This is a genomic window from Gordonia sp. 852002-50395_SCH5434458, from assembly GCF_001665905.1.
Taxonomy (GTDB): Bacteria; Actinomycetota; Actinomycetes; order Mycobacteriales; family Mycobacteriaceae; genus Gordonia; species Gordonia jacobaea.
Genome location: NZ_LZTC01000064.1, coordinates 60517 through 77791, shown reverse-complemented (window position 1 = coordinate 77791; position 17275 = coordinate 60517). Strand labels below are relative to the sequence as shown.

The following is a 17275-nucleotide window of genomic DNA, read 5'->3' as shown; positions in this document are numbered from 1 at the left end:
AGATGTGTATAAGAGACAGGGCCGGGGTTGTCGCGTTTCAGCCCCGGGGGGTCGGGCTGAAAGGCGCCGGTTCAATAAAGAACCGGGTAGCACTGACTATACACATGTGAACCGCAGGTGAGAATAGTGATTGCAGCATTTGTGATAGTTCGCCGAGCGGTCGCTCGTCCTGAACGGCGTTTGAGTCGCGTAAGGCCTGGACCTGCGAATATGCCGACTAGTCCTCTTGCGCGTCGATCGAGGTTAAAGATGTCGAACCGAATCCGCGAGGGTTCCGTGTGGGTCAAACGACCGCTGGGCGCCTTTCGGGCATGATCCCGAGCCCCGGTTCGGGTCCACATTCCCGTCCGCCGAGCTTCCTCGAATGAGTTCTGTGGAGCAGTGCGCCGAGGGGGTTGATGTGACGCCGATCACGGTGTAAGACGTAAATCACGGAAACCTCGTCGAGCAAAGTCCGATCCGGAAGAGAAGGACCGAACCCCCCGGCGAGCACTCCCAGCACGGGCGGCAAGCACCCACGCGGAGCACGCCGCATTAGGCACAAGTGTTGTGCGCCTGCGACATCGCGGCTTCGAGCAACAACTCCGACAACTGCAGCGCCACGCCTGGCCCGAGAGTTCGTCCGGCACCGACATCGACGGATGCCGTGAGCGGGCCAGAGAGCAAGGGCAGCGCGACGGAGGAGACCTGTACTCGCAGAACGTGATCCCTCGCCGAGGCGGTGACCACAACCCACCGCAGCACGCTTGGTAACTTGGGTCCGTGCTACGCGGGCGGCAACCTGTCGAGAGACAGGTGGGCCGCCCGCAGTGCTGTCTGCGACAAGTCTTCGCTCATCAGTATCCGGCTTCCAGGCATTAATCAGGCAGCCATCATCCCGCGCGGGCGGCGTCGGCAATCGACTTCGCCTCTGTCGCTCCCGCCACCATCGCCTCGCAGCAGAACACGATCCACGCGCCCAGTGCTGCCGGCTCACCGGTACCGAATCCTGTTGCCAGCGAACGATATTCGTCGACTTTCTTGAACCAGGTCACCTCCGGCACGCCGAGGTTGTGTGGATCGAGGCCACTCGACGTCGACGTCAGGCGCGACGCCGCGCGGGCGACGACACCGCTGGCGCTACCAAAGGCGTCGAGCGTCAACAGTTCGCCGTGCACCACTGCGGCGAGCACCGGTGCAGGTGCCGACGTCGCGCCGGTGATCAACTGTCCGAGGAGTTCGAGGCGCGTCGCGACGTCGGAGCCGGGTCGCGGACGGCCGAGCAGGTCGGGGTCGTCGACGAGGTCGGCGGCGGCCAGCATGTGCAGCCGCGCGAACGCCTGCGCGGGTGCGCGTCGGTAGACCGACGTCAACGCATCGAGCGAATCACCGTCGAGCGCCTGGGCCACCCGCATCGCGCCGGCAAGGATCGGGTCGTCGAAGTCTCCGTCGCGCCTCAGTTCGACGCTCCCCCCGTCGATCGCTGCAGACGATCGGCCGGCTCGCCACGACGCCTCGGTCGCGGTGTTGTTCCAGCCACGCAAATTGGCCGGATGCCGGTGCACGGCGCCGAGCGCATCGCGCGCACGGTCGGCGGCCTCGCGCACGCCGGGCAACTCCACAAGCGGCGCGAGAGGGTCGGTAGTCACAGTTCGCCACGGTAATCGATGCCGGCGCAGCCACGAATCGTGCCCCGGCGCGCACCCGCCCCGCAAATACCCCCACTCAGCTAGAGCCCACCCGGCCAATACCCGGTCGCAGCCACCCAACTGTGACACCGTCGAAGCATGCCTCTTCTCACACAGGAACCACAGATCACCTCCGTCGACGCCGAGCAGTTAGCGCTGATACGCGCGACCGTGACCTTTGACGCGCTGCGTGGCTTCTACGACGACGCGTTCGGCAGACTGCCCGCGGCGATCGCGTCGTCGGGGCTGGCGATCACCGGCCCGCCACGTGGGCTGACCTTCGGCCTCCCTACCGACACCATTGATGTCGGTGTCGGGTTCCCCGTCGACGGAGTCGTCGAAGTGACCGATGACGTGGCGCCGTTCCAGACGCCAGGATGCCGCGCGGTCACCTACGACCACCGCGGAAACTACGACTACCTGTCCGACGTCTACGCGGAATTGTTCGCATGGATTGCCGATCATTCGCTGGTCCGCGGGGACGTCGTGTGGGAGATCTATCTGACTCAGCCGACTCCCGACGCCGATCCCGAGGACATGATCACCCAGATCGTTGTTCCGGTGTCAGACGCCGTGTGAACCGTTCGTCGCACCCGATCGACAGCTCGGCGCGCGAGCTGTGCCGCCAGTCCCCCGGCGACTGCAACGCCACCCCAACGTGACTACCCTCACAATGAGACCCCGGCACGCCCCACCTCACTGCGGGTGGAGTCGCGTGAATGCACACCGAGAGTGAAAGGCCCTGCTCAGAGATGTCCACAGCTGCACACCCCACCGCACAGGTGTATCCGCCGTCGCCCGAGTTCGTCGCGCAGGCGAACGGCACCGCCGCGCTCTACGACCACGCCGACGCCGACCGCCTCGAGTTCTGGGCGGAGCAGGGCAGGCGCCTGGATTGGGACACCGATTTCGACCAGGTCCTCGACTGGTCGGACGCGCCGTTCGCGAAGTGGTTCGTCGGCGGCAAACTCAACGTCGCGGTCAACTGCGTCGACCGCCACGTCGCCGCGGGCAAGGGCGACCGCGTCGCCATCCATTGGGTCGGCGAACCCGGCGACTCGCGTGACCTCACCTACAGCCAGCTCAAGGACGAGGTATCCAAGGCGGCCAACTACTTCGCCTCGATCGGCCTGGTCCCCGGCGACCGCGTCGCCATCTATATGCCGATGGTTCCCGAGGCGCTCGTCTCGATGCTCGCGTGCGCACGTCTCGGCCTGACCCACTCGGTCGTGTTCGCCGGATTCTCCGCGGGCGCGCTGCGCTCCCGCGTCGACGACGCCGAGGCCAAACTCGTCATCACCACCGACGGCCAGTTCCGCCGCGGCAAGCCCGCACCTCTCAAGACCGCCGTCGACGAAGCACTCGGCACCGGCGACGACGCCGCGAAGTCCGTCGAGAAGGTCCTCGTCGTGCGTCGTACCAACCACGATCCCGAGCTGAACTGGGTCGAAGGTCGCGACGTGTGGTGGGAGGACACCGTCGACGAGTCGTCGACTCATCACGAACCCGAAGCCTTCGACGCCGAGCACCCGCTGTTCCTGCTCTACACGTCGGGCACCACTGGTAAGCCCAAGGGCATCGTGCACACCTCGGGCGGCTACCTGACCCAGGCCAGCTACACCTTCCACTACGTCTTCGACCATAAGGAAGGCCGCGACGTCTTCTGGTGCGGCGCCGACATCGGCTGGGTCACCGGCCACTCGTACCTCGTCTACGGGCCACTCTCCAACGGCGCGACCGAGGTGGTCTACGAGGGAACCCCCAACTCCCCCAACGAGCACCGCCACTTCGAGATCATCGAAAAGTACGGTGTCACAACCTATTACATCGCCCCGACGCTGATCCGTACCTTCATGAAGTGGGGACGCCAGATCCCCGACGCCCACGACCTGAGCTCCATCCGACTGCTCGGCAGCGTCGGCGAACCGATCAACCCCGAGGCGTGGAAGTGGTTCCGTGAAGTCATCGGGGCCGACTCGGCACCCATCGTCGACACCTGGTGGCAGACCGAGACCGGCGCCATCATGATCTCGCCGCTACCCGGTGTCACCGCGACCAAGCCCGGCTCGGCGATGGGACCGCTGCCCGGCATCTCGGCGAAGATCGTCGACGACAACGGCCAACCCGTCGGAGCGGGCGAGCAGGGCTACCTGGTCCTCGACCAGCCGTGGCCGTCGATGCTTCGCGGCATCTGGGGCGACGACGAGCGCTACCGCGACACCTACTGGTCGCGATTTGCCGAGCAGGGTTGGTACTTCGCGGGCGACGGCGCCCGCTACGACGACGACGGCGCGCTCTGGGTCCTCGGCCGTGTCGACGACGTCATGAACATCTCCGGTCACCGCATCTCCACGGCGGAGGTCGAGTCGGCGCTGGTCGGACACTCCGGTGTCGCGGAGGCCGCCGTGATCGGAGCCGCCGACGAGACCACCGGGCAGGGCATCGTCGCGTTCGTGATCCTGCGCGAAGGTGTCGAGAACACCGGAGATCAGTTGGTCAAGGAGCTCCGCGAGCAGGTGTCGGTGGAGATCTCCCCGATCGCCAAGCCACGTGAGATCAACGTGGTGCCCGAACTGCCCAAGACCCGCTCGGGCAAGATCATGCGACGTCTCCTCAAGGACGTCGCCGAGGGCCGCGAGCTCGGCGACACCTCGACGCTGGTCGATCCCTCGGTATTCGAGGCGATTCGCAGCCGAAAAGGCTGATCCGCACGTACTGCTCGCCCGTTTTCAGTCATTCGGCGCGGCGTCGACCGGCAAAAGCCCAGGTCGGCGTCAACGGCCGATGAAAAAATGACTGAAAACGGGCGAGCCGCGTCTGGCGATCCCATCTCAAGGCGGTCTTGCTCTTGACCCTGACACGGTGACAGGGTTTTGACTCAGGTCGCGGAGGTGATCACGATGACTCAGACACTTATCGACGCGCTGTCGGCGCCGGACTCGTCGACGCGGCTGCGGGCGGCACTGGCGGCGGGGACCGAACCCGATCCGGCGCTGGTCGACGCACTGGTACACCGCAGCGGCGTTGAACCCGACTTCTTCGTCCGCGACATGCTGACCTGGGCGCTCACCCGGATAACGCCGTCAGCGACGGTGCCCCGAGTCGTGGCGCAGTTGGATTCGACGTCGGCGCAGGCGCGCAGTCAGGCGTTGCACACGCTGTCGAAGATCGGCGATCGCAGTGTCTATCGGCACGTCACGGGCCTACTGCACGATCCGGACGACGACGTGGCCCGGACCGCGTGGCGGACGGCGGTCGCGCTCGTTGCCGATGAAGACGTCGCCGATCTCGCAGCCGCCCTGGCCGTAGAGCTCGGCCGCGGCGACCGGGCCGTGCAGCGCAGTCTCAGTCGGGCGCTGAGTGCCCTCGGTGAGTCGGCAACTTCCGTTGTCGACGCGGCGAGTACGAGCGACTCCGAAGCGGTGCGCATTCACGCCGACGCCACCCGGCAGCTGATGAACGACCCGGACGGCGACTTCGCCGACGCGGTCGAACAGGCACGGCGCGCACTGACACTGCGTGGTGCACCCGTCCGCGTCGACGATGCTGATCGGTGAGGTGTCGCGGCATTCGGGCGTCAGCGTCCGGATGCTGCGGCACTACGACCGGCTCGGACTCGTGCGACCCGCGACCCGCACGACGGGCGGGTACCGTGACTACTCCCCCGACGACATCGCACGGCTGTTCCGCGTGGTCGGGCTCCGCGCGCTCGGTGTGCCACTGGCGGGCATCAAAACGCTGCTGGACACCCCGGGGACCGCCGAGCCCGCGGACATGGTCGACGACCTTATCGAGCGGACACGCCAACGGCTCTCGCGCGAGACCGAGTTGCTCACGCTCCTGACCCGCATCGCCGACGCCGCGCCCACCGACTGGGAGGACGTGCTGAACTCGGTGAAGCTGCTCCACGATCTCGACTCCGACTCCGCGGCTCTACGCCAGCGGGCCGCGCTGACAGCACGCGACGGACGACTCTCACCGGAAGCGCTCGCGAAAGCCGTTCTGGCCGAGCCCGATACGAATGTCGCCGGCACCCTCGTCTGGGCGCTCGCCGGCTCCGCGGATGCGGCCGCCGAGGCTGCACTCGGCTCGGGCCTCGACTCCGCGGACCCTGAGATTCGACGCCGCGCGGTGTCGGCGATCTCGAAGCTGAGCACCGACAGAGCCGACGAACTCCTGCGGCGCGCACTCGACGACTCCGACCGCGCCGTCGCCGACACCGCGACGCTCGTCCTCGGATCACGGGGTGACGCCGACATGATTCCGCGGCTGATCGACATGATCGTCGACGGCAGCCATGACGTCGACGCCGCCGATACGATCCGCGACCTCGCGCACGCCACCGCTACCGCCGACGACATCGCGACAGAACTCGGCCGGCTCCTCGACAGCGACAATCTCGATTCGCGAGCGCGCAGCAGACTCGCCCAGGCACTCGTCGACCTGCCGGGCGAGGTAGCCGCGCACATCCTCGACGCGCACATCGCCGACCACGATCCCGCAGTGGCCGCACTCGCCACGCTGCGACAACACCGCTCATGATCGGGCGGCACGCACCACACGCCACGTCGACGTGACGGCGGGCACGACCGCAGAGACCGGCGCATGGCAACATATGGCAGGAGAACGCCAAAGACGGAGGATGCTGTGAGTGGAAACGAGTCCGGCCGGTCCGACTACCGCAACGCAGGGGGGAAGACACCGTCGATCCCGCTGAGTGACGCCGACCGCGACTCGTCCGGCGAGGCAAGCGTCGGAAGCCTGGTCAAGAACGCCACCGCGAGCGTCTCGACGCTGTTCCGGTCCGAGGTCGCGCTGGCCAAGGCGGAGTTGGTCGACGACGCGAAGAAGGCGGGTGCCGGTACCGCTCTGCTGATCGTGGCGGGCGTGATGGCTCTGTACGCGAGCTTCTTTTTCTTCTTCTTCCTCGCCGAACTGCTCGACAACTGGGTGTCGCGCTGGCTCGCGTTCCTGATCGTGTTCGCGATCCTCGTATTCATCACGCTGATCGCAGCGTTCGTCGGTTACCTCGTGTTCAAGAGAGTCCGCGGTCCGAAGAAGACGATCAGCAGCGTCAAGGAAGTGCAGAACGTGCTGCCTGGCCGCCACGACGACGCGGCGATCGGGCACGGCGGTAGTCATCCCGCGATACCGCCCGCACGCGAGGCCTGAGATTTGGCCGCAGCCCCCGACCCGTCCAGTGTCCGGTTCCTCGGGCCCTGGCGTCATCTCGACGTTCGCGCCAACGGGGTGCGGTTCCACGCTGTCGAAGCCGACGGTCCAACCACGTCGTCGCCGAGTTCCGACCGCCCGCTCGCGCTACTGCTTCACGGCTTCGGTGAGTTCTGGTGGAGCTGGCGGCACCAACTGGCCGACCTGACCGAGGCGGGGTACCGCGCTGTCGCGGTGGATCTGCGCGGCTACGGCGACAGCGACAAACCTCCACGCGGATACGACGGGTGGACGCTGGCCGGCGACACCAACGGTCTCGTGCGTGCGCTCGGACATACGTCCGCGACGCTCATCGGCCATGCCGACGGCGGGTTGGCATGCTGGGCAACCGCCACGCTGCACCCCCGCGCCGTGCGCGCGATCGCGGTCATCTCGTCACCCCATCCGCGAGTCCTGCGGCGCGACGTGTTGCGCGACGCCGAGCAGCGGTCGTCGTTTCTCGGCAACTTCTTGAGCAATCAGGTGCCGCGCATGGCCGAACGACGACTGACCCGACACAACGGCGCATTCATCGGCGAGTACTTCGCCGAGCGGTCGGGACTCGGCTGGCAGGACACCGAGGATTACATCGACACCGTCGACAAGAACCGATCCGCGATCCAGATACCCGGAGCGGCACACTGCAGCCTGGAGTACCAGCGCTGGGTGTTCCGGTCGCAGTTCCGACCCGACGGCGTCCGCTTCATGGACCTCATGGAGAAGCAGTTGTCCATCCCGGTCCTCGCGGTGCGCGGCGTCGACGATCCCTACATCACCGACGAATCAGTGGGCGCCAGCGCCGAATGGGCCTCGGACTTCGACTACCGCCCCATCCCCGGCAGCGGCCACTTCGCCCACCAGGAGCGGCCCGGCGAGGTCAGCAAGCTGCTCGGCGACCTTCTCGCCCACACCGACCGCAACGACTAGCGCACAGTCGGCACTCTCGAGCGCACGCTCGACCGCAAAACCCGTCGACTGTGCGCTTCCTACGGCGAGTGTGCGTCAGGAATGCACGCACTGGCCCGTGCTCACGCGGGCGGTGCGGCGCTCGGAGGCGTCGAGGTCGGACTTCACCTGCTTGGCGGTGAGCACGAAGCCGGTGTCGTCGGCGGTGTCCTCGGCGGCACCGAAGACGACGCCGAGCACGTCGCCGTCCGGAGAGATCATCGGTCCGCCGGAATTGCCCTGCCGGATGGTGCCACGCACCGTGTACACCTCGCGCAGCACCTGGTCCGTCCGATAGATGTCCGGCCCCGACAGGTTGATCGTCTCGCGCACGCGCACCGCGGTCGACGTGAACGGCCCGGCCTCGGGATAGCCGAGCACGATGGCATCGGCTCCCGGCTTCGCCGACGAGTCGTCGAATTGCAGTGCGCTGACGCGCAATCCGGGAACGTCGAGGACAGCGATGTCGTTGCGGCTGTCGAAGAGCACCACTCTCGCGGCAAGCGAGTCGCCGCCAACGGTCTGCACCGTCAGTCTGCGGGTGCCCGCGACGACGTGCGCGTTGGTCATGACCCGCTCGGCCGACACGACGAATCCGCTGCCCTCCAGCGCCTGCTGGCAGCTCGGGGCGACACCCTCGATCTTCACGACGCTCGGCCGCACCCGCGAAACCACGGCGGAATCCTCCAGCGACGTGTCGGGCGGGCCGACGTTCGCGACCGGAGTCTGCACGAACGGGCCGATCACCTGGGGTAGACCCGAATCGTCGAGCATCGGTCCGAGCTCGCGGGTCGGGAAATCCCGCAGCCACGTCGGGGCGAACGAATCGACGCCGCCCAGGATCGTGGATCCACGTACCGCGCTTGCGATCTCGGGCGACGACGCGCGCCCGAGCGGAATCGCCAGCAACCAGGCCGCGACCAATACCGCGACCACCTGCAGCATCAACCCGATCACGCTGTCGACGTGGCGCAGCGCCGTCGACCTGATCCCGCCCCGGGCCGCGCGCCCGAGCACCATGCCCGACGTCTCGCCGATGATGACCAACACCACCAGCAGCGCGACCCCGACGACGAGCCGCATACTCCGATCGTCGATTCGCGAAAGCACATGTGGCGCAATCAAAATGCCTGCGATCGCGCCGAGTATCACGCCGACGACCGCCAGCCCCGACGCCACCGCGCCCTGTCGCCATCCGCTCAGCGCGGCCAGCAATGCGAGCCCGATGACGATCACGTCAACCCACGTCGACCCGCTCACCGAGCTGCATCCTCGGACGTCTCGGCATCCCCGTCACCGTGGTCGACAGCGCGGCTCAGCGTCGGAAATCCGCTCAGCTGAGGCGATCCCGCCCGAGCTATCGCCTCTTCGAGCGGCCGGACGTCGTCGTGGTTCCACGGGACGTCCCACCCCGACGCGTCGCTGATCGCCGCGATGAGCCCGCCGGTGAAGCCCCACACCAGAAGTCCGTCGACGAAGAACGCCGGACCGCGATATGCGCGCGCACCGAGCACCGACCGCTGCACCTGAAAACGGTTCTGCGCTGCCAACATCTCCCGCAGGTTCACCCGCACAACCCGCGACGTCTCCGCGGAGTCGACGACGTCGACCGGCCCCGGTTCACGCCAATGCGCGACAACCGGAGTCACCTCGAAATTCGACACCGGCACGGGAAAGCTCGGCAGATTCGCGAGGACGTCGACGCTGCTCGCCTCGAGTCCGGTCTCCTCGGTCGCTTCGCGCAGTGCGGTACCGACCGGATAGTCGTCGCCCGGATCGAACGAGCCGCCGGGGAAAGCCACCTGCCCGCTGTGCTGCCGCAGCGTCGGGGCGCGCTCGGTGAGCAGCACCTCCGCGTCGGCGGGCAGCCCGCCCGGATAGTCGGGGTCGGCATCCCACGAGCCGGAGAACAGGATCAGCACCGACGCCGCGCGTCGGTCGCGACGCAGCATCGACGCCCAGCGCGAGCGGTCACCACCACGATCGAGCACGCTGTCGGTCACGGCCGAGACATTGCCGGTGAGCTGCCGCAACCACGGAGGAACCTTCGCTGTGTCGACAAGTTGCCCGACGTGCGGCTCCTGCGACGGCTGATCGGTGCGCGTCACGTGGCGACACCGGTGGCGTCGCGAACGGCGTCGGCGACCTCGTCGACGCTGCCGAACTCCTTGGGAAGTGTTGTGGCGATGGACCCGTCGGGTCGGAGCAGGATGGTCGAGGGGAAGACTCTCGGTGCCCGAAGTGCCGCCGCGACCTTGCCGTCGACATCGAGGACCGTCGGGAGATGGACGCCGACCTCGCGTAGGAACGTCAAGACCGCGAACGGATTTCCCGCGCCCTGTTCGGCATGCACGGTGAGCACCGTAACCCGATCGCCCGCGCGCCGCGCGTACTCGGCGAGTACCGGTAGTTCGCGCCGACACGGCAGGCACCACACCGCCCACATATTGATGAGCACGGGCTTTCCGGCGGTTCCTGCGCCGAGGTTGTAAGCACTTCCGGTCGCCAGACACGGCGCGACGACCCCCGCGAGCACCGCGCCACTCGATTCGGGCAAGCCGTTGTTCGGGCAGGGTTCGACGGCGGCGTCGGCACGGGCCTTGGCGAGCGTGGCGTCGTCGACCTTCGCGCCGGGGACCGCCGCGACGCCTGAGTTGTCGGTCGGGCTGCCGAGGTTGTTCGACGACCCCGAATCGCGCGGCCAGATGGCGACGATCAACGCGACCATGACGACGAAGAACACCAGTGTCCAGCGCAGTGAGGACGGAAAACGGCTGCCTCGACGCTGCGGCGGTGGATCGTCGTGCGGGGTCGGGGCGTCGGGTCCCGATGTCGTCGCGGATGTGCCCACTACGCGGAGATCCCTGCGAGTTCGAGGATGTGGTCGGTTTCCGGCCCCTTCACAAGCTTCGCCGCCTCTGCTTTGTCCATCGGACCGAGTCCGACGGACGGACAGTCCTTCGCGAGCACACAGACTCCGCACGCGGGCTTGCGCGCATGGCACACGCGCCTTCCGTGGAAGATCACGCGATGCGAGAGGTTGGTCCATTCCTTGCGCTCGAAGAGCTCGCCGACGGCGTGCTCGATCTTGACCGGATCGGTTTCGGTGGTCCACCCCCATCGCTGCACGAGACGCGAGAAGTGGGTGTCGACGGTGATTCCCGGGATGTCGAAGGCGTTGCCGAGCACGACGTTGGCGGTCTTGCGGCCGAATCCGGGAAGGCTGACCAGCTCTTTCAGGGTGTGCGGCACCGTGGAGTCGAAACGTTCGACAAGTGCCTGCCCGAGCCCGATGATCGAGTTGGCCTTGTTCCGGTAGAAGCCGGTCGAGCGGATCATCTCCTCGAGTTCGGTGCGATCAGCACCCGCGTAGTCGTCGGCGGTGCGGTATTTGGCGAACAGCGCGGGCGTCACCTGGTTCACGCGGACGTCGGTGCACTGCGCCGACAGGATGGTCGCGACAGACAATTCGAGCGGGTTGGTGAAGTCCAATTCGCAGTACACATGTGGGAACTCGACCTTGAGTTCACGGTTCATGCGACGTGCACGGCGAACCAGTCCGAGATGGGTCTCTGTCCTGGCTCCCGCAGCCGTCTTACGTGCACTCACACGATTCAGGTTAGCCATCGACTCCGACCGGGTCGGTGGCGACGGCTTGATAACAAGTCAGTGAAGGCGACGATTCCAGTTATGAGCCTCGTCGGCGGTCGGTGTTTACTGATCGGTATGCAAGGACTCGCCGCACTGCTCTTCCCTGCTGTGTTGATGCTCTTCGCACTCGCGATGGAGAAGGTTCAGCACCACACGGACCGGCTCAGCGTCTCCCGCGACAACGTCGAGGAGTTTCTGCAATCAGCCGAGTCACAGCACGTGGACACGCTGGCCAGGGACGGTTTTCCGGCAGCGCTCGACGAGCTGCGCGAGCGTCGCGCGAGCTGAGCGCAACCCTCGTCCGACACACGGAGCGAACCACGTCGACGTCGTCGACCATCCGATGATCACGCCCTCGTGGGCCGATCTCCACGATCCACACGGCCCCGCCGGAACATCAATTCAGCACGCGCAACACGGCCCCAAAGTGGCGCTAGTGACCCATCCAACACATATGCTTCAGGGCGAGAGTAGCGTTGCTGAGTGCGTGTGTCGTTCACGCGGCCGATGAGAAAGGTTCCTTAGGTGGAGGAAGTACTGGCGCGGGCGGGAATTTTCCAGGGTGTGGAGCCCTCCGCTGTCGCGGCGCTGACCAAGCAACTACAGCCCGTGGATTTTCCGCGTGGACACGTGATCTTCCATGAGGGAGAGCCAGGAGACCGCCTCTACATCATCCTGTCGGGCAAGGTGAAGGTCGGACGACGCTCACCCGACGGACGCGAGAACCTGCTGACCATCATGGGACCGTCGGACATGTTCGGCGAGCTCTCCATCTTCGACCCGGGTCCGCGCACGTCGTCGGCCACCACGGTCACCGAAGTCCGCGCAGTGTCGATGGACCGCGACGCGCTGCGCGCCTGGATCAAGGATCGCCCCGAGATCGCCGAGCAGTTGCTCCGCGTGCTGGCCCGACGCCTGCGTCGCACCAACAACAACCTCGCCGACCTGATCTTCACCGACGTTCCCGGACGCGTCGCCAAGCAGCTCCTGCAGCTCGCACAGCGCTTCGGCACCCAGGAGGGTGGCGCACTGCGCGTCACCCACGACCTGACCCAGGAAGAGATCGCCCAGCTCGTCGGCGCATCCCGCGAGACCGTGAACAAGGCTCTCGCCGACTTCGCACAGCGCGGCTGGCTGCGCCTCGAGGGCAAGAGCGTCCTGATCGCCGACTCCGAGCGCCTCGCACGCCGCGCGCGCTAGTTCTTCCTACGTCGCCTTCAAGTACTCCAACTGCGCCTTGACCGACATACGTGCGGCAGGCCAGAGCTTCTTGTCGACGTCGGCGTAGACCTTGCGGACCACCTTCATGGGCTTCGCCTTCTTCGCCGAGACACCCATGTCGTCGAGCGCGGCGACGATCTGGTCGAGCCGATCCTCACGGTGCTTCTTGTAGTACCGCGCAACGGGACCGAGATCGGGATGGTCGGGGCCGTGAGCAGGTAGAAGTGCCGCGCCCTCACCTTCGACGATCAACCGGTTCAACGAGTTGAGGTAATCGCGCAGCGTGCCGTCGCTGGGATCCAGCACGGTGGTGCCACTTCCGAGGATGGTGTCGCCGGTGAGAACCGCGCGCTGGTTCTCCCACTCGACGAGAAAGCTCACCGAATCGCCGGTGTGGCCCGGCGTGTGCAGCACGGTGATCTTCAGGCCGGCGATCTCGATGACCTCACGGTCGGCGAGAGGTGCTGCGCCACGCGAGTGTTCGGCAAGCCGCGCCCGCGTCGCCACGCCGGTGTGCTTGTGCAGCGCCGTGATTGCTCCGGTGTGGTCGCCGTGCCGATGCGTGATCAGCGTCAGCGCGATTCCCGGTTGCTCTGCGATGCGCTTGACATGCTTCTTGTGCTTGCGCGGCCCGGGATCGACGACGACGCACTCGTCACTTCCCGGAGCACGCAGCACCCACGTATTGGTGCCGTCGAGTTCCATCATTCCGGGGTTCTCGCACAACAGAACCGACGCGAACGGCGTCACCTCACGCAGCACCCCGTACGCGGGATGCGATACGCCCGAATCGGTTTCGGCGTCGGGCGTGCTGGAGGCATCGGATGCGGTGGTGGCGTCGGATGCGGTGGTGGCGAGGTCGTCACGATCGCCTGGACTCGTCATGCACACAGCGTAATGCGGCTCACATCGGCCGCATGTGGCCGCCCTCCCACGACGACCGACCGCTGCTCCCTACTTGCTCCACATATCGAAGCCGAGCTTCGCGACCATCACGACGACGACCGCGAGCAGCACCCACCGCACGAACGAGCTCCCCCGCCCGAGCGCCATGTGCGAACCCAATTGCGCGCCCGCGATATTTCCGACGGCCAGTGCCAGGCCGAGCAGCCACATCACGTTCCCCTGCGCCGCGAACACCGCGAGCGCGCCGAGGTTGGTTCCGGTGTTGATGACCTTGGCCATCGCGGAACTTTCCAGAAAGCTCGTGCCGACGAGGGCCGTCAGCGTGATGATCAGGAACGTGCCGGTGCCAGGACCGAGCACGCCGTCGTAAAACGCGATGACGACATCGCAGATCGCCAGCCCGAGAATGATCGACCGGCGCGACTTCCCCGTCATCTCGTGGGAGCCGAAGCGCGGATTGAGAGCGACGAACAGACCAACGGCGACCAGCAAGACCAGCACGATCGGGGTGAAGACGTCGGCGGGCAGCAGACCCGCGACGAGCGCACCCAGAGCGGAGAAGACGACCGCGCAGGCGAAGACCGGGGCGAGACGTCGAATGTCCATCGGTACCCGACGCGAGTAGCGCCACGCGGCCGACGACGTCCCGAAAATCGCCATCAGCTTGTTGGTCCCGAGCGCCGTCGCCGGCGCCAGTCCGGGGTTGGTGATCAGCAACGCCGGGATCATGATCAGCCCGCCACCGCCGACGACGGCGTCGACCCAACCCGCGGCGACGGCCGCGACGAAGAGGACTACGACGTCGAGACTCACCAGTCGGTGGGTATCACGACTCGGGCGTGACCTCGACGATCAGCTCGACCTCTACGGGCGACGCCAACGGCAGTTCGGCAACGCCGACGGCAGAACGCGCGTGGACACCGGCTTCGCCGAAGATATCGGCGAGCAGATCCGACGCGCCGTTGAGCACCTGCGGCTGGCCGGAGAAGCCCGGACCGGAGGCGACGTATCCGGTCACCTTCACGATGCGAGTGATCGAGTCGAGTCCGACGAGCGCGTCGATCGCCGACAACGCGTTGAGCGTGCACTGCCTGGCAGCACTGACCGCCTGTTCCGGGGTGACGGTGCCGTCTGCACCCTCATGGACCTTGCCCCGGAACTCGAGTTTGCCCGACACGAAGGGCAACTGCCCCGACGTGTAGACCAGGTTCCCGATGCGTACGGCCGGAACGTAATTGGCCACCGGCTTGGCTGCGGGAGGCAGGACGATGCCGATCTGCGGAAGTCGCTCACTCCAGCTCATGGAACGCTCCTCAGCCCTTGGGTCGCTTGAGATATGCCACGTGTTGTTCGCCGGTCGGACCGGGCAGCACGCTGACCAGTTCCCATCCGTCGGCACCCCAGGTGTCGAGGATCTGTTTCGTGGCGTGCGTCAGCAGCGGCACCGTCGCGTACTCCCAGGCGGTCACTTCAGTCATGGACCCACCCTATCCCGAGACACCCAGCATCTAAGGTGAACCTGTGGCCGACAAAACAGCCGACGGGGAGACACTGCCAGGCACCGCCGACGAAGCCGAGAACACCTGGCCGGACAGCGCTTCGCGTGCGCGCCTGCACTTTGTCTCCGGCAAGGGCGGAACCGGCAAGACAACCGTCGCAGCAGCCCTGGCGTTGGCGCTGGCAGCCGACGGCAAACGGGTGCTGCTCGTCGAGTGCGAGGGACGTCAGGGAATTGCCCAGCTCTTCGACATCCCGCCCCTCCCACCGAACGACACCCGCATCGCCACCGCAGAGGGGGGCGGCGAGGTGTGGGCGCTCGCCATCGACATCGAACACGCGCTGCTCGAATACCTCGACATGTTCTACAACCTGGGATTCGCCGGGCGCGCGATGAAGCGCATCGGCGCAATCGACTTCGTCACGACGGTCGCGCCCGGCCTCCGTGACGTGCTGCTCACCGGCAAGATCAAAGAGCGGATCATCCACACCGACAAAGCGGGCAACCGCGTGTACGACGCCGTCGTCGTCGACGCCCCGCCGACCGGCCGGATCGGCAACTTCCTCGACGTCACCACCGCGATGGCCGATTTGGCGAAGACCGGACCGATCCGCAATCAGAGCGACGGCGTCGCCCGGCTGCTGCACTCGGAAGAAACCGTCGTCCACCTGGTGACACTCCTGGAGGCGATGCCCATCCAGGAAACCGTCGAGGCCGTCGACGACCTGCGGTCCAAGGACGTCAACGTCGGCACGCTCATCATCAACAAGGTCAGTCCCGTCTATCTCCCTGCTGATGAGATCGACGCGATCGCCGAGGGAGTCATCGACGCCCCGAGGATCGCGTCGAGTCTCGCCGACGCGCAGATGCCGGTCTCCGAGACCGACCTCGCGGGTGTGCTCACCGAGAGCATCGAGCACGCGACGCGCCTGCAGGCCCAGCAGGTCGCGAAGGCTCAGCTCGACGAGGTCGAGGTGCCGACACTCGAGCTACCGCTGCTCGACGAGGGCATCGACCTCGGCTCGCTCTACGAATTGGCCAACCTGCTGCAGAAAGCCGGTGCGTGATGCCGCTCGACCTCAAGATGGGCTCCGTTCTCACCGATCCCGAAACCCGCGTCGTGATCTGTTGTGGCGCAGGCGGTGTCGGCAAGACGACCACCGCCGCCGCGATGGCTGTGTACGCCGCCGAGCACGGCCGCAACGTCGCGGTTCTCACCATCGACCCCGCTCGACGACTCGCGCAGTCGCTCGGCATGACCGAGCTGACCAACGACCCTCAGCCGGTCACCGTCTCACCGGTCACCGCAGACGGCTCCGGTTCGCTCGACGCGATGATGCTCGACATGCGACGCACCTTCGACGACATGGTGCTCGAACATTCGACGCCCGAGCGCGCGGCGGCGATCATGGAGAACTCCTTCTATCAGACCGTCGCGTCGTCGTTCTCCGGCACGCAGGAGTACATGGCGATGGAGAAGCTCGGCAAGCTGCTCGAGCAGGATCGCTGGGACCTCATCGTCGTCGACACCCCACCGTCGCGGAATGCACTCGACTTCCTCGACGCCCCGCAACGCCTCGGCTCGTTCCTGTCGGGACGCCTGATGAAGGTGCTCGTCGGCGGCGGACGCGGCGTCGGGCGCATGGTCACCGGCGCGATGAGCCTCGCGATGCGAGGTGTGTCGACGATCATCGGCGGCGACATGCTGCGCGACGTCGCGACATTCGTGCAATCGCTGGATTCGATGTTCGGTGGCTTCCAGGAGCGCGCACTGCGCACCTATGAGCTACTCAAACAACCCGGCACCCGGTTTGCGGTGGTCGCGGCGGCCGAACCCGACGCCCTGCGCGAGGCCGCGTTCTTCGTCGACCGTCTCAGCGAGGAGTCGATGCCGTTGGCGGGCTTGATCCTCAACCGCACACACCCCAACCTGACGAGCATCTCCGAAGAAGCCGCCCACGTCGCTCTGGAACGAGTCACCGACGACCTCACAGAGGGCGTGCTCAGACTGCACGCCGCGCGCGCGGCCACCGGCAAACGCGAACTGCACCTCCTGCAGCGATTTACCGCGTCGCACCCGACGGTTCCGATCGTCGGCGTTCCGTCGCTGCCGTTCGAGGTCGCCGACCTCGACGCGCTGCACGCCGTCGCGGAAGAGATCACCGGCAGGGGCTGA

General features: G+C 66.5%; 19 protein-coding genes. 10 read left to right on the top strand and 9 right to left on the bottom strand.

What is annotated here, in order from left to right; translation table 11 throughout:
- Positions 1–872 precede the first annotated feature (872 nt).
- Positions 873–1628 carry a hypothetical protein gene (locus A5785_RS15375; protein WP_064867304.1) on the bottom strand — a complete coding sequence of 252 codons (756 nt, stop codon included), beginning with the start codon at positions 1626–1628 and terminating at the stop codon, positions 873–875.
- A gap of 138 nt (positions 1629–1766) precedes the next feature.
- Here A5785_RS15375 and A5785_RS15370 point away from each other — a divergent pair, with 138 nt between their 5' ends.
- From A5785_RS15370 to A5785_RS15345, 6 genes are all read left to right on the top strand, one after another.
- A complete protein-coding gene (locus A5785_RS15370; protein ID WP_064867302.1) occupies positions 1767–2246 on the top strand; it encodes a GyrI-like domain-containing protein in 480 nt (159 codons plus the stop codon).
- Positions 2247–2419: 173 nt separating this feature from the next.
- Positions 2420–4372: an acetate--CoA ligase gene (acs, locus tag A5785_RS15365; RefSeq protein ID WP_064867300.1), complete on the top strand. Its 1953-nt coding sequence runs from the start codon at positions 2420–2422 to the stop codon at positions 4370–4372.
- A gap of 195 nt (positions 4373–4567) precedes the next feature.
- On the top strand, positions 4568–5224 hold the full coding sequence (locus A5785_RS15360) for a HEAT repeat domain-containing protein (RefSeq protein WP_064867321.1): 657 nt from the start codon (positions 4568–4570) through the stop codon (positions 5222–5224).
- A complete protein-coding gene (locus tag A5785_RS15355; RefSeq protein ID WP_231894117.1) occupies positions 5187–6209 on the top strand; it encodes a MerR family transcriptional regulator in 1023 nt (340 codons plus the stop codon). The genes A5785_RS15360 and A5785_RS15355 overlap by 38 nt, the downstream gene beginning before the upstream one ends.
- A 105-nt stretch (positions 6210–6314) precedes the next feature.
- Positions 6315–6839 carry a phage holin family protein gene (locus tag A5785_RS15350; protein WP_049700572.1) on the top strand — a complete coding sequence of 175 codons (525 nt, stop codon included), beginning with the start codon at positions 6315–6317 and terminating at the stop codon, positions 6837–6839.
- A gap of 3 nt (positions 6840–6842) precedes the next feature.
- A complete protein-coding gene (locus tag A5785_RS15345) occupies positions 6843–7805 on the top strand; it encodes an alpha/beta fold hydrolase (RefSeq protein WP_064867298.1) in 963 nt (320 codons plus the stop codon).
- Positions 7806–7880: 75 nt separating this feature from the next.
- Here A5785_RS15345 and A5785_RS15340 read toward each other — a convergent pair whose 3' ends face one another.
- From A5785_RS15340 to nth, 4 genes are read right to left on the bottom strand one after another with little or no spacing between them, the layout of a single operon-like run.
- A complete protein-coding gene (locus A5785_RS15340) occupies positions 7881–9083 on the bottom strand; it encodes a MarP family serine protease (protein WP_064867296.1) in 1203 nt (400 codons plus the stop codon).
- The gene (locus A5785_RS15335; RefSeq protein ID WP_064867294.1) at positions 9080–9931 is read right to left on the bottom strand and encodes an NUDIX hydrolase; all 852 of its coding nucleotides are present in this window, start codon (positions 9929–9931) and stop codon (positions 9080–9082) included. The genes A5785_RS15340 and A5785_RS15335 overlap by 4 nt, the downstream gene beginning before the upstream one ends.
- On the bottom strand, positions 9928–10674 hold the full coding sequence (locus A5785_RS15330; RefSeq protein ID WP_064867292.1) for a TlpA family protein disulfide reductase: 747 nt from the start codon (positions 10672–10674) through the stop codon (positions 9928–9930). Before A5785_RS15330 ends, A5785_RS15335 begins: the two co-directional genes overlap by 4 nt.
- On the bottom strand, positions 10674–11450 hold the full coding sequence (gene nth / locus A5785_RS15325) for an endonuclease III (RefSeq protein ID WP_197494473.1): 777 nt from the start codon (positions 11448–11450) through the stop codon (positions 10674–10676). Before nth ends, A5785_RS15330 begins: the two co-directional genes overlap by 1 nt.
- A 99-nt stretch (positions 11451–11549) precedes the next feature.
- On the opposite strand from nth, the gene A5785_RS15320 reads away from it, so the two are divergent.
- On the top strand, positions 11550–11762 hold the full coding sequence (locus tag A5785_RS15320) for a hypothetical protein (protein WP_005171585.1): 213 nt from the start codon (positions 11550–11552) through the stop codon (positions 11760–11762).
- Positions 11763–11999: 237 nt separating this feature from the next.
- Positions 12000–12674, top strand: coding sequence for a Crp/Fnr family transcriptional regulator (locus A5785_RS15315; RefSeq protein ID WP_005171581.1), 675 nt, complete (start codon positions 12000–12002; stop codon positions 12672–12674).
- 6 nt (positions 12675–12680) lie between these two features.
- On the opposite strand, the gene A5785_RS15310 is transcribed toward A5785_RS15315, so the two are convergent.
- The 4 genes from A5785_RS15310 to A5785_RS23315 form a co-directional block, all read right to left on the bottom strand.
- A complete protein-coding gene (locus tag A5785_RS15310) occupies positions 12681–13580 on the bottom strand; it encodes an MBL fold metallo-hydrolase (protein WP_231894116.1) in 900 nt (299 codons plus the stop codon).
- A gap of 69 nt (positions 13581–13649) precedes the next feature.
- Positions 13650–14414, bottom strand: coding sequence for a sulfite exporter TauE/SafE family protein (locus A5785_RS15305; protein ID WP_064867290.1), 765 nt, complete (start codon positions 14412–14414; stop codon positions 13650–13652).
- A gap of 13 nt (positions 14415–14427) precedes the next feature.
- Positions 14428–14904 carry a RidA family protein gene (locus A5785_RS15300; protein ID WP_064867288.1) on the bottom strand — a complete coding sequence of 159 codons (477 nt, stop codon included), beginning with the start codon at positions 14902–14904 and terminating at the stop codon, positions 14428–14430.
- Positions 14905–14914: 10 nt separating this feature from the next.
- Positions 14915–15079 (bottom strand): DUF4177 domain-containing protein, encoded by a 165-nt coding sequence (locus A5785_RS23315; protein ID WP_005208255.1) that lies wholly within the window; start codon positions 15077–15079, stop codon positions 14915–14917.
- Positions 15080–15122: 43 nt separating this feature from the next.
- Between A5785_RS23315 and A5785_RS15295 the strand changes: the two genes are divergently transcribed.
- Positions 15123–16166 carry an ArsA family ATPase gene (locus tag A5785_RS15295; RefSeq protein ID WP_064867286.1) on the top strand — a complete coding sequence of 348 codons (1044 nt, stop codon included), beginning with the start codon at positions 15123–15125 and terminating at the stop codon, positions 16164–16166.
- On the top strand, positions 16166–17275 hold the full coding sequence (locus tag A5785_RS15290) for an ArsA family ATPase (protein WP_064867284.1): 1110 nt from the start codon (positions 16166–16168) through the stop codon (positions 17273–17275). Before A5785_RS15295 ends, A5785_RS15290 begins: the two co-directional genes overlap by 1 nt.